Raw genomic sequence first — 14,245 nt, 5'->3', positions numbered from 1 at the left:
CTAAATAATTTTCTTACGATTGGATTTCAATATGTAAAATCAATAATTAAACTAATTTTTGTAGTTTTGGAAAAATTTTAATTATATGCTATTTACAAGTGTAATTTTTCTTTGCTTATTTCTGCCATTAGTTTTATTAGGAAATCATTTTATTTCAACTAAATATAAAAATTTATTTTTGCTTGTATGTAATGTTATTTTTTATTCTTGGGGAGAATATTTAGTGGTTGGAATTATGTTCCTATCCATATTTGTAAACTGGCAAGGTTCCTTAATGATTGAGCGAGGAAATAGAAAAGGCGGATTGTTTTTAGCCTTTTTTGTGAGTATAACGCTCTTGTTTTTTTATAAATATGCCAATTTTATATTAGAGAATTTAGGAAATATTTTTGGCTTATTTGGGTTGCAATTCGACACAAGAATTAAAGGATTAGCCTTACCATTAGGAATTAGTTTCTATACTTTTCAAACTTTATCGTACACTATCGATGTGTATCGAGGACAAATAAAAGCCAACAAAAGCTTTGTCAATTTTGCAGCTTATGTGAGTCTTTTTCCACATCTTGTAGCTGGACCTATTGTTCGTTATGTCGATATTGATAAAGAACTGGAAGAAAGGCACGTGAATAAAACTAAATTTATGATTGGTCTAGAGCGACTGATTCTTGGTTTAGCAAAAAAAATGATTATTGCTAATACGTGTGCCGCTGTTGCAGACGAGGTATTTTCGAGTTCTCCTGAATATATGACCAGTGGTGCTGCTTGGATAGGAATTATTGCTTATTCGTTACAAATCTATTTTGATTTTTCTGCTTATTCTGATATGGCAATTGGGTTGGCAAAAATGCTAGGATTCAATTTCCTTGAAAATTTTAATTACCCATATATAGCCAATTCAATTAAAGATTTTTGGCGTCGTTGGCACATTTCATTATCGACTTGGTTTAGAGATTATCTATACATTCCCCTTGGAGGAAACAGAACCAGTTCTAGTATGATGTATCGCAACTTATTCATTGTGTTTTTTGCCACAGGTTTATGGCACGGAGCGAGTTGGAATTTTATTATTTGGGGGTTAATGCATGGTATGTTTCTAGTAGCGGAAAGATTATTTTTAGAAAAAGCTTTAAACAAATTATGGAAACCTATAGGTCACATTTACACTTTATTAGTAGTAATTATTGGTTGGGTGTTTTTTAGAGCCGAAGATTTACCATATGCTCTAAATTTTCTAGAAAAAATGTTTTTTCTTAGTGCAGATAGTCCAAACATAGTGTATGATTTGTCACATTTTATTAACAAACAAACCGTTATAGTGGGATTATTAGGGTTTCTCTTTTCGTTCCCTGTGTTTCCCTATTTTCAAAATAAATTCAAAGAAGTTAGCAATAGAAATTTAATTAATGTTCCATATTACATTGGTTTAGTTTCACTTCTATATTTAGTTATGATGTATTTATCTGTTGATACCTACAACCCTTTTATTTACTTTAGATTCTAATCATTATGTATATCAAAAATATATTTTTAGTCATAGTATCCGTAATATTGCTTTCGCCAACTTTATTGTTTTTTTCAAATACCAATAGAGACGAAAACGGAAATTCAGAAAACCAAGCTCCATTAGCATTTAATTCAAAAAAGCCATTTGAAATGTTTGACAATTATTACAAATACAATTTTGCATTTCGAACAATGTTGTCCAAACAGTATATTAGACTGAAATCCGACTTAGTGAAGGTAAGTTCTCTGCCAGATAAAGTTGTGATTGGTAAAAAGGGTTGGTATTTTTTGGGAAATAGTTACAATAATGTTTTTTCAGAATCATTAGGAGTTGAAAATTATCCGAAGGAAGAAATTGATAAAATATCGAATACCATTCTGGAAATGAATCGTTTTTGCGATAGTTTAGGTGTTAAATTTTATTACTTCCCAGCACCAAATTCTCACTCTATTTATAAAGAATTTTTACCCGTTAAACCCAATACAAAACCACGAAGATTAGATTTACTTATGGATAATTTAAAAGACAAAGTTGAAATTATTGATGTAAGACAAAATTTAATAGCTGCAAAATCAAAAAATAGATTGTATCACAAAACCGATACACACTGGAATAATTTTGGAGCTTTCATAGGAACACAAGAATTAATAAAACAAATTAAAACTGATTTTCCAGACACACAATTGTTAGATATGAATAATTATGATATCAAAACAAATACTGTAAATCAGATGGATTTAACGAAGATGATAACTATTAAAGTAACAGAAAATGTATATGACTTTGCCTATAAAAAAGGAAAAGAACAACCCAAATCAATTATAAAAATGGATACCATCGATAGAATCCCTGTATTAGTTTCTAAAAATAAAGCTAAAAAACTCAAAGGCGTTATGTACAGAGATTCATTTGCAGGTTCAATGATTCCTTTTTTGAATACTATTTTTGGAGATATGACATACCTTTCTACTTCAAAGTTTGACAAACAAAGAATCATTGCTGAAAAACCAGATTTTGTTGTTTTTGAAGTTGTAGAACGAGATTTAGTTTGGACAGAATTTAAGTAGAAATTATATTTTTTATTTAGAGAGTTTTAAAAAAAGAAGTTTAAAAAGGTATTTTTTAAACTTCTTTTTTTATTTACACGCATTTTATAAAATATTAAATATCACAATTTCAGTTGTTTATATAATATTTTAAAATTAGTTCATTTTTTATTTGGATATTACAAAAAAATATTACAAAATTTGCCACAGAAAATAAATAATAACAATTTAAAACGAAGAACAATGTTTGTATCAAACTTTACCTCAAAAAATACTGCATCAAGATTAGATCTTGTGAGTATTTATCTTCGTGGCTTTTCCCTATCATAGCAAATCAAATTTAAGATATATGAAAAAGCCCGAAGGAAACTAATTTTCGGGCTTTTTTTATAGATTCTAGACACTTCAAAAATTTCCCCGAAAACTCGAACTCAATTTATCTTTTTTAGATAAAATGTTTATCAAAATCATTGTGATCTATTGTATCCATTGATTTTGAAAAGAATTTCAATTACAAAATAATTATGGGAAATAAATTATCTGGGAAAGACCTTATAAAACTAGGCTTCCCCAAAAACAACAGTATCAATATTGCCTTGGGACAAATCAATAGATACCGAAAACGAGAAAAAAAAGAAAGTATATTAACAGAAGCCAAAGAAGTTTTACTGTTTCCAGAAAAATTTTCTGGACACGGCACTTGGGGTAAGGTTGCAGAAGGATTAGTCAATCCAGTACAAGTGAGAATGCATCAACTCAATAACACCAGAGCACCATTCTCAATTTTTGGAGAAAACGAAATCGATGAGCAAGCCAAGTTTCAGTTGTATGATGCGTTAAAATTACCGATTTCTATTGCAGGAGCCTTGATGCCAGATGCACACACAGGTTACGGATTGCCAATTGGTGGGGTTTTAGCAACAGACAATGCAGTGATCCCTTATGGAGTAGGCGTGGATATTGGTTGCCGAATGAGTCTTTCTATTTTCGATTTGCCAGCGTCTTTTTTTAAAGGAAAAGACCATCAATTGCAAGCGATTTTAAAAGACAATACCAAGTTTGGCATGACCGAAGTACATCAAATCAAGGCGGATCACGAAATTTTCAGTCGAAGTGAGTTTCAAGACATTCCACTCCTAAAAAATTTGTTGACTAAAGCATATAAACAATTGGGAACATCGGGAGGCGGAAACCATTTTGTGGAGTTTGGGATTGCAAAAATCACCAATCCGCTCAACGAATGGAAAATTGGAGTTGGAGAGTATTTTGCAGTTTTGTCCCACAGTGGTTCACGTGGTATGGGTGCTAATATTGCAAAACATTACACCTATTTGGCTACAAAACAATGTCCGTTGCCTAAAAATGTGCAACATCTAGCTTGGCTTGATTTGAAAACACACGATGGTCAAGAATACTGGTTGGCAATGAATTTAGCTGGAGATTATGCAAAAGCTTGTCACGACGATATTCACCGCCGTATTGCCAAAGCGATAGGCAAAAGAATAGTGGTTACTATCGAGAACCATCACAATTTTGCATGGAAAGAAATCGTCAATGGTAAAGAAGCGATTGTACATCGAAAAGGGGCTACACCAGCCAGTGCTGGCGAACTCGGAATTATTCCAGGTTCGATGACCGCACCAGGTTTTATTGTCCAAGGCAAAGGCAATGCCGAAAGTTTGAACTCAGCTTCACATGGTGCTGGACGTTTGTTCTCGCGTAGAAAGTGTAAAGAAACTTTCACCCAAAGTGAGATTAATAAAGTCTTGCAAGCCAACAATGTGACTTTGATTGGAGGTAATATAGATGAAGCACCAATGGCTTATAAAGACATCAATAAAGTGATGGATAACCAAACAGAATTGGTCGATGTGTTAGGCACATTTACACCAAAAATTGTTCGAATGGATCGTTAAAAGATTTACGAATATAGATAAATGATTTTAGATTTCTCTAATTTCTTTAATCTGTGTTTTAAAAAAAATGAAAATGGAAAAAATAATTCAAATAACCTCAGGAAGGGGTCCTGCAGAATGCACTTGGGTAGTTGCTCAAGTGTTGAAAACGGTGTTGCAAGAAGCGGCAAATGATGGTATAAAAGCATCAGTCTTGCAACACGAAGCAGGTCAAGAAAACGGAACGATAGAAACAGCAACGGTTGTTTTAGAAGGTAAAAATGTAATACAATTTGTCAATTTATGGATTGGCACTATTCAATGGATAGGGCAAAGTCAGTTTAGGAAGTTTCACAAGAGAAAAAATTGGTTTATTGGAATCTTTGAAGTCGAAAAATCAAGCGATTTAATCATCAATGAAAAAGACATTCAATACCAAGCTATGAGAAGTTCTGGAGCTGGCGGACAACATGTGAACAAAGTGAGTTCAGCGATTAGAGCAACTCACATTCCAACGGGAATTGCAGTCGTATCTATGGATTCTCGCTCACAACACCAAAATAAAAAATTGGCAACTGAGCGATTGTTGGCTAAGTTTAATGACGAAAGTGTGAAACAATTGAAAACCAATGTTCAAAACCAGTGGATGAATCAGTTGGAAATACAACGAGGTAATCCAATAAGAGTTTTTCAAGGTTCTGATTTTAAAAAACAGAAACAAGAAAAAAATTACAAACAAGAACGTCAAAGATTAAAAAGAGAAGATTATCACGACAACAGTTAATCTTTATATTATCAAATCTTTGAATATTTAAATTCATAAAAAATGAAAACAGTAGACAAATACCTTTTTCAAGCTTTAGATAATTATCCATATAATTTGGAAGATGTGGTAGAATCGTTAGATTATGCCTTATCTTATAACAGTAAAAACACGATGGCATTGTGTTTGTATGGTCGCATTTATGCCGAACAATTATCTCATTATGAACAAGCTAAATTGTATTTTCAAGAAGCCTTAATATCGGATGTTTTTGCTAAAGAAGTATATCCTCATTACATTCAAACTCTAATTTTGAATGACGATGATGCAGAAGCAATGAAGTTAATTGATTTTGCATTAACGATAAAAGGCATTGATAAAATAGGAATTTTGATGAAAAAAGTCCTGCTTTTTGAGAAGATGCAACAATTTAAAAAGGGATTAAAACTGATGAAGGAAGTCAAACTCTCTATTCTAAATTCTGATTGCAATTACCTTATTGAAGAAACCGAAAAAAGATTGAAACAAAAATTAGGAAAAGATTCGACTAAAAAGAAAAAGTAAAAATGATAACTTGATAAGTTTTATATTAAAGCAAAATGTGAATTAAGAGTAACATTTTGCTTTTTTTGTACTTTACATTCTCTTATTTAAACCCTACTTTTGTAAAAATATTTTAATTGAAAGACATTCTTCTCATAACGCCACCATTTACCCAACTGAATACTCCGTATCCAGCAACTGCCTATTTGAAAGGTTTTTTGAATACCAAAAACATTTCACCATTTCAGATGGATTTGGGAATTGAAGTGATTTTAGAATTATTTTCAAAAACGGGTTTAGAAAACATCTTTGATTTTGCCACTCAAAATTCGAAAGTAGAAGACCAAAACATTCAAAGAATATTTTCGTTACAAACAGATTACATTAAAACCATCGATGCCGTAATAGCCTTTCTGCAAGGAAAATCCCCAACACTGGCTCGACAAATATGCTCCGGTAATTTCTTGCCTGAAGCATCTCGATTCCAGCAGTTAGACGATATGGAATGGGCATTCGGATCTATGGGAATGCAAGACAAAGCCAAACATTTGGCTACTTTATATCTTGAAGATTTGTCTGATTTTATTGTAAAATGTGTTGATGCCAATTTTGGATTCAGCCGATATGCGGAACGTTTAGGACGAAGTGCCAATTCGTTTGACGCATTGTATCAAGCACTACAAAACGAAGAAACCTATATTGACAAAATTTCTTTAGGCATTTTGAAGCAAAAAGTGGGAACTATAAAACCAAAATTATTTTTAATTTCGGTTCCTTTTCCTGGAAATTTATACGCTGCTTTTCGATGTGCACAATTTGTAAAAAAGCATTTTCCCGAAATAAAAATTTCTATGGGTGGTGGTTTTCCAAATACTGAATTGCGACAACTAACAGACATTCGTGTTTTTGAATTTTTCGATTATATAACTTTAGACGATGGCGAACTTCCAGTTGAATTGATAATTGAGAATCAACAATTGATAATGGATAAAAAGTACAAACGGACATTTATTATTGAAAATGGAGAAGTTGTATATAAAAATGATACCGCATTAAAAGATTATAAACAATCGGAAGTTGGCACGCCCGATTATTCTGATTTACTTTTAGATAAATACATTTCGGTTATCGAAATTGCCAACCCAATGCACAGTCTTTGGAGCGATGGTCGCTGGAACAAGCTTACAATGGCACACGGCTGCTATTGGGGAAAATGTACTTTTTGCGATATTTCGTTAGATTATATCAAACTATACGAACCCGTTACTGCCAAACTTTTGGTCGACAGAATGGAAGAACTTATTGCACAAACTAGCGAAAATGGATTCCATTTTGTGGACGAAGCAGCTCCACCAGCCTTAATGCGTGAAGTAGCATTGGAAATTATTAAACGAAAACTAACCGTTTCGTGGTGGACAAACATACGTTTCGAGAAAAATTTTACCCAAGATTTGTGCGTTTTACTCGCTGCTTCTGGTTGCATTGCAGTTTCTGGAGGATTAGAAGTAGCTTCCGACCGATTGCTAGAACTCATCAAAAAAGGAGTTACCGTGGAACAAGTAGCACAAGTAACCCGAAATTTTACCGAAGCGGGAATTATGGTTCACGCCTATTTGATGTACGGTTATCCTACACAAACTATTCAAGAAACGGTGGATAGTCTAGAAATGGTTCGGCAATTGTTTGAATTAGGCATTGTTCAATCTGGTTTTTGGCATCAATTTGCTATGACTGCTCACAGTCCAGTGGGAATGTTTCCTGAAGAATTTGGTGTCATTCCACAACAAAACAAAGTTACTTTTGCCCATAACGACATTGATTTTACGGACAAAACAGGGATCGACCACGACCAATTTAGTTTCGGATTAAAAAAATCATTATTCAATTATATGCATGGAATTTGTTTTGAATATCCATTACAAGATTGGTTTGAATTTAAAATTCCAAAAACAACCATCAAATCTGATTTTATCTGTAATAGTTTACAAAAAGAAATAGATTTTAAAATTAAACCAACGGCTAAAATTGTTTGGCTCGGTTCAATGCCAATTTTTGAGACATTTTCCAAATCTAAAAAAGGAAATTCGTGGGAAATGATGAATTTGACTTTTCACGAGAAACGAGAAACCACTGAAATTTCTTTAGAAAAAGACAAAGGAGAATGGCTAATTCAAACGCTTTCTAAAATTTCAGTTTTCCAAAACCAAAAGCTAACATTTTCAGATTTAAAATCCGATTTTGAAACCCAATTTGATGATTTTGAATTGTTTTGGCATTCAAAATCTATAAGCCAATTGCATAGTTTAGGTTTGTTAACTTTCTAATCTTCTTCTGATTACGGAACACTGACTAATACTCAAAAATACTATCCCAACCAACCTTCTCGATCCAAACTTCGATACTGAATGGCTTCTGCAATATGCGATGAAACTACTTTTTCGACACCTTCTAAATCGGCAATGGTTCGAGAAACTTTCAGAATTCTGTCAAAAGCACGAGCCGAAAGATTCAAACGTTCCATAGCTGTTTTCAATAACTGCAAAGAGTCATCATCAAGCGCACAATGCTCCCGAATTTGCTTGGTGCTCATTTGCGCATTATAATGTATGTTGTCAAATAGTTCAAATCGTTGCGATTGAATTTCTCTAGCAGCGGTAACCCGCTTTCTTATTTCAACACTACTTTCTCCATTGCGTTTTTCAGTCAATTTTTCAAACGGAACAGGTGTTACTTCGATATGAATGTCGATTCGGTCTAATAATGGCCCTGAAATTTTGCTCAAATACCGATGCATTTCGTTTGGTGAGGAAGTCACAGGCGAATCAGGATCGTTAAAATAACCACTCGGACTTGGATTCATACTGGCTACTAGCATAAATGACGATGGATAAGTAATGGTAAATTTGGCTCTCGAAATAGTTACTTCTCGATCTTCCAAGGGTTGTCGCATTACTTCCAAAACTTCTCGCTTGAATTCCGGCAATTCGTCTAAAAACAGAACACCATTGTGTGCTAACGATATTTCACCAGGCTGCGGATAACTTCCACCACCAACCAAAGAAACACTTGAGGCGGTGTGGTGAGGCGAACGAAACGGTCTTTGATTCATCAACCCAACATCTTTTACTTTTCCAGCTACACTATGGATTTTTGTAGTTTCTAACGCTTCTTTCAACGTCATAGGTGGCAGAATACTAGGCAAACGTTTGGCTAACATTGTTTTTCCAGATCCTGGCGGACCAATTAATATAATGTTATGACCACCAGCTGCAGCAATTTCCATACATCGTTTGATGCTTTCTTGACCACGAACTTCTGAAAAATCAAAATCTGGAAAATCTAGAGTTTTATAAAATTCTTCTCTAGTATTGATCACAGTGGGTTCTAAAGTACCTTTTCCTTCAAAAAAATCAATCACTTCCATCACATTTTCCACTCCATAAACATCTAATCCAGAAACTATTGCCGCTTCTTTTACATTTTGTTTGGGTAGAAAAAAACCTTTGTAACCTTCTTCTTTGGCTTTTATAGCAATGGGTAAAACTCCTTTTATAGGTTGCAAACTTCCATCAAGTGACAATTCACCCATTATAAGGTAATTGCCGACTTCATCTGATTTTATCTGTCCAGAAGCTGCCAAAATCCCTATTGCTAAGGTCAAATCATAAGCAGAACCTTCTTTTCGCAAATCGGCAGGAGCCATATTGATGGTGATTTTCTTAACAGGAAGATTGTATCCATTATTTTTTAAAGCAGCAGCAATGCGATAACTACTTTCTTTGATAGCATTGTCAGGTAAACCAACGAGGTGATAACCAACGCCTTTATCAATATTAACTTCAACGGTAATTGTGGTGGCTTCGACTCCAAAAACGGCGCTTCCAAAAACTTTAATTAGCATACAATTTTATTAGATTTTAAAAATAGATAATTCATTTGGAAGTTAAGCACTATTCGTAAAAAAAAGTTAAAATTTTTACAATTAAAAATGTAAAGCAATATGTTTTTCTATTTTTATAAAAACTATCTAAAACCAAATGAAAAAAACTATTCTCCTACTCTTTTTGAGTGTTTTTATTTCAGAAACAAATGCTCAAGAATACTTCCCTAATAACGAAAGTGTTCAAAATAAGAATAACAATTTTACCGCTTTGACTAATGCTAAAATTTTTATAACACCAACACAAATTATAGAAAAAGGAACTTTACTCATTCAAAACGGAAAAGTCATTTCGGTTGGTTCATCTGTAACAATTCCAAAAAACGCAGTAATTCTCAATTTAGACGGAAAATCTATTTACCCTTCGTTTATTGATCTATACACTAACTTTGGGATTGAAAAACCCAAAAACGATACTAATTTTGAAGGTGATCCATTGTATGATACTAAACGAGTTGGTTTTTATTGGAATGAACACATCAAACCAGAAACAGATGTACTAAAAAGTTTCAAATACGATCAAACTAAAGCTGAAGAATTGCTAAAACTTGGTTTTGGTGTGGTAGGAACACATTCTCAAGATGGAATTGCTCGTGGCACTGGAACTTTGATTGCATTAAATAATTTTGATAGTAAGTTAAGAATAATTACGAACAGAGCTTCCAATCATTTTGCTTTTACAAGAAGTACAAACTCCAAACAATCCTATCCTAGCTCTCTTATGGGAATGATGGCGTTACTTCGTCAGGTTTATTTTGATTTAGATTGGTTCAAAAAAGGAAACTCACTAACGAAAGATGCCTCACTTGAAGCTTTAATTAATAATGAAAAATTGCCTCAAATATTTGCTACAGAAGACAAGCTAAATAGTTTGCGTGCTGCAAAAATCGCCAAAGAATTTGGCTTAAATTACATATTAAAAGGTTCTGGAAACGAATTTGAGCGTATTGATGAAATAAAAAAAACCAATTCAAAATTTATAATTCCAATTAATTTTCCTGAAGCTTATGATGTTTCTGATCCGTACCAAGCCAATCAAATGGAATTATCTGACTTGCGTTTCTGGAATCAAGCACCAACTAATTTGAAAGTATTGTCAGACAACGGAATTATTTTTGCTCTGACAACAGATAAATTAAAGAAAACCGAAGATTTTAGAACCAATTTATTAAAAGCAATAAAACTAGGTTTCGATAAAACAAAAGCTTTAGAAGCCTTGACTTCAATTCCTGCGTCGTTACTTGGGAAAAGTTCAGAAATAGGAAGTTTAAATATTGGAACTTATGCCAATTTTGTAATCACTTCTGGTGAAATTTTTGAAGAAAAAACTCTTTTATATGAAAATTGGGTACAAGGAAATAAGTTTGTAATTAACGATATGTCTATCAAAGACATTCGAGGAAATTATGATGTAACTATTGGAAACGATTCGTATAAAATGAAAATTGATGGCGAAGTTGCCACTCCAAAATCAGAGATTACAACATTGGATACAAAAAAAGTAAACTCAAAATTATCGATTTCAAATAATTGGATTAATGTATTAGTAAAATCAACCGACACTATAAAATCAAATTTCACAAGACTTTCTGGATTTATTGAAAATTCAGAAAAATTATCTGGAAAAGCAGTTTTATTTAATGGAAACGAAATGGAATGGAATGCTAAAAAAACTGCACCGTTTGTGATGGTTAAAGATACGAGTAAGGTTGAAAAACCAAATAAAATTTTTCCTGTTACCTTTCCAAATCGAGCTTATGGAAGCAATACAAAACTTTCTCAGGAAACCATTTTATTCAAAAACGCTACTGTTTGGACCAATGAAAAAGAAGGCATTTTACAAGAAACCGATGTTTTAGTCAAAAATGGAAAAATTGTTTCTGTTGGAAAAAATGTATCAGATGCAACAGCTATTGTTATTGATGCCAAAGGCAAACATTTAACTTCTGGAATCATTGACGAACATTCACATATTGCCATTTCTAATGGTGTAAACGAAGGAGGTCATAATTCAAGTGCAGAAGTTACTATTGAAGATGTGGTAAATTCTGAAGACATTAATATTTATCGTGATTTGGCTGGTGGCGTGACTACTTCACAATTATTGCACGGTTCCGCCAATCCAATTGGGGGTCGTTCTGCTATTGTAAAATGGAAATGGGGACAAGCACCAGATGAAATGTTATATAAAAACCAACCCAAATTCATCAAGTTTGCATTGGGTGAAAATGTAAAACAATCCAATTGGGGAATTGATAATCCAACACGTTTTCCACAAACAAGAATGGGGGTAGAACAAGTTTTTACTGATTATTTCCAACGTGCTAAAGAATACGAAACAGCTTGGAAAACGTACAATTCGAATCCTAAAAAAGATAAAAACAAAGCTCCAAGAGTTGATTTAGAAATGCAAACGTTACTTGAAATTTTGAATAAAGAGCGTTTCATTACGTGTCATTCGTACGTACAATCAGAAATTTTGATGTTGATGAATTTAGCCGAAAAATTCAATTTCAAAGTTAACACATTTACCCATATTTTAGAAGGTTATAAAGTTGCTGACAAAATGAAACAGCATGGAGTTGGAGCATCGACCTTTTCTGATTGGTGGGCATATAAGTTTGAAGTAAACGATGCCATACCACACAATGGTGGTATTATGCACGATCAAGGTGTAGTGGTTGCTTACAATTCTGATGATGCTGAAATGTCACGTCGATTGAATCAAGAAGCTGCAAAAGCTGTCAAATATAGCAATGTATCTGAAGAAGAAGCTTGGAAATTTGTAACCCTCAATCCTGCAAAATTATTGCACATTGATGATAAATTAGGAAGTGTTAAAGTAGGGAAAGATGCTGACTTGGTACTTTGGAACAACAATCCATTGTCTATTTACGCCAAAGCTGAAAAAACTTTGATTGAAGGGGTCGTGTATTTTGACAGTCAAAAAGACGAACAAAATCGTACAGCTATAGCCAAAGAAAGAAGTGAATTAATTGGTCAATTATTGAACGAAAAAAACAAAGGAATGACCACACAAGAACCAAAGAAAAAAGAGAAAAAACATTACCATTGTGACACTTTAGAAGAAAATTAAAATGAAAAATACATATATCCTTTTATTGATATTCTCAATAATAACAAACACTCAAGCGCAACAAATACCAGCAAAAAAACAATCAAAATCGGTATTGATTAGCAATGCTACAGCACATATAGGAAACGGAAAAGTAATTGAGAATGCAGTAATTGGTTTCAAAAACGGAAAAATTGAATTGATTGCCGATGCTACTTTAATTCGTATGGATATGTCATCTTATGAAATTAGAATTGATGCTTCAGGAAAACACGTGTACCCAGGATTTATTGCACCAAACTCCACTTTAGGTTTGGTAGAAATTGATGCCGTTAAATCTACTGACGATGAAGACGAAATTGGTGCATTCAATACGAATGTTAGAAGCTTGATTGCCTATAATGCGGAATCGAAAGTGATTGAAACCGTTCGTCCAAATGGAGTTCTAATTGCAGAAATCACACCTCGTGGCGGCAGAATTTCTGGAACTTCCTCAGTAGTTCAGTTAGACGCTTGGAGCTGGCAAGATGCTGTGATTAAAGAAAACAATGGAATACATTTGAATTTTCCCTCAACTTTTAAAAGAAGTGGTTGGTGGGCGGAACCGGGTGTTATAGAAGGTAACAAAGACTATATCAAACAAGTGGATGAACTTTCCGTTTTTTTATCGAATTCTAAAGCGTATTTAGATGATTCTTCAAAAGAACGAAATCTTGGATTTGAAGCTACAAAAGGATTATTTGATGGAACTCAAACTCTTTTTATTCACGCCAATGAAGAAAAACAAATTATTGATGCTGTACAACTTTCTGTTCAAAAAGGCATTAAAAAAATAACTATTGTTGGCGGTTATGAATCGTATAAAACAACTAATTTATTACAAAAAAACAATGTTTCTGTATTATTAAGAAGAGTACACGATATGCCAGAAAACGATGATCACGATATAGATTTACCCTTTAAATTGGCAAAAATATTAACAGAAAAAGGTATTTTAGTTGGACTTGAAAACAGTGGTAATATGGAGCGTATGAATACTCGAAACTTACCATTCCTAGCAGGAACTTGTGTGGCTTATGGTTTGGACAAAGAGAAAGCGTTACAACTTATCACATCAAATACTGCAAAAATTTTAGGAATTGATAATTTTTGTGGAACACTAGAACAAGGAAAAGATGCCACATTATTTATTTCGGAAGGTGATGCTTTAGATATGCGAACCAACAAATTAACAAACGCTTTTATTCAAGGTCGTGAGATTAATTTGGAAACGCATCAAAGTAATTTGGAGAAAAAGTATAAAGAAAAATATAAATTGTAAATATCAAAAATGCCACTTTTAGACTGCCCCCAAAAAGTTAGACACTATTTGGGGGTATTTTTATGGGAAGAAAAGTCAAATATGATTACACATTTAAACTCGAATGTGTAAAATTAGTAGTAGAGAAACATTATTCTTGTAATTATGTTTCCGCTCA

The 14,245-nt window shown here is 33.2% G+C and carries 9 protein-coding genes; 8 read left to right on the top strand and 1 reads right to left on the bottom strand.

The genetic code is table 11. The features are described 5' to 3' along the window. Positions 1-178 precede the first annotated feature (178 nt). From RMO70_RS14300 to RMO70_RS14275, 6 genes are all read left to right on the top strand, one after another. Complete coding sequence (locus tag RMO70_RS14300) at positions 179-1,501, top strand: MBOAT family O-acyltransferase (protein ID WP_310557118.1); 1,323 nt, start codon at positions 179-181, stop codon at positions 1,499-1,501. A 5-nt stretch (positions 1,502-1,506) separates the two neighbouring features. Next, positions 1,507-2,571 (top strand): alginate O-acetyltransferase AlgX-related protein, encoded by a 1,065-nt coding sequence (locus RMO70_RS14295; protein WP_310557117.1) that lies wholly within the window; start codon positions 1,507-1,509, stop codon positions 2,569-2,571. A 503-nt stretch (positions 2,572-3,074) separates the two neighbouring features. Continuing rightward, on the top strand, positions 3,075-4,466 hold the full coding sequence (locus RMO70_RS14290; RefSeq protein ID WP_310557116.1) for an RtcB family protein: 1,392 nt from the start codon (positions 3,075-3,077) through the stop codon (positions 4,464-4,466). Positions 4,467-4,539: 73 nt separating this feature from the next. Next, on the top strand, positions 4,540-5,229 hold the full coding sequence (prfH, locus tag RMO70_RS14285) for a peptide chain release factor H (RefSeq protein WP_310557115.1): 690 nt from the start codon (positions 4,540-4,542) through the stop codon (positions 5,227-5,229). A gap of 42 nt (positions 5,230-5,271) precedes the next feature. Then, on the top strand, positions 5,272-5,772 hold the full coding sequence (locus RMO70_RS14280; protein WP_310557114.1) for a hypothetical protein: 501 nt from the start codon (positions 5,272-5,274) through the stop codon (positions 5,770-5,772). Positions 5,773-5,888: 116 nt separating this feature from the next. Further along, complete coding sequence (locus RMO70_RS14275) at positions 5,889-8,075, top strand: radical SAM protein (RefSeq protein WP_310557113.1); 2,187 nt, start codon at positions 5,889-5,891, stop codon at positions 8,073-8,075. A 41-nt stretch (positions 8,076-8,116) separates the two neighbouring features. Here the strand turns inward: RMO70_RS14275 and RMO70_RS14270 are convergent, their stop codons facing one another. After that, positions 8,117-9,652 (bottom strand): YifB family Mg chelatase-like AAA ATPase, encoded by a 1,536-nt coding sequence (locus tag RMO70_RS14270; protein WP_310557112.1) that lies wholly within the window; start codon positions 9,650-9,652, stop codon positions 8,117-8,119. Positions 9,653-9,788: 136 nt separating this feature from the next. Between RMO70_RS14270 and RMO70_RS14265 the strand changes: the two genes are divergently transcribed. Then, positions 9,789-12,788 carry an amidohydrolase family protein gene (locus tag RMO70_RS14265; RefSeq protein ID WP_310557111.1) on the top strand — a complete coding sequence of 1,000 codons (3,000 nt, stop codon included), beginning with the start codon at positions 9,789-9,791 and terminating at the stop codon, positions 12,786-12,788. A 1-nt stretch (position 12,789) separates the two neighbouring features. Then, positions 12,790-14,088, top strand: coding sequence for an amidohydrolase family protein (locus tag RMO70_RS14260; RefSeq protein ID WP_310557110.1), 1,299 nt, complete (start codon positions 12,790-12,792; stop codon positions 14,086-14,088). Positions 14,089-14,245: the final 157 nt, after the last annotated feature.

The sequence above is a fragment of the Flavobacterium sp. genome (assembly GCF_031422135.1).
In the GTDB taxonomy this organism is placed as follows: Bacteria; Bacteroidota; Bacteroidia; order Flavobacteriales; family Flavobacteriaceae; genus Flavobacterium.
The sequence above is the reverse complement of the archived record's forward strand: the minus strand, read 5'-3'. Positions and strand labels throughout refer to the sequence as shown.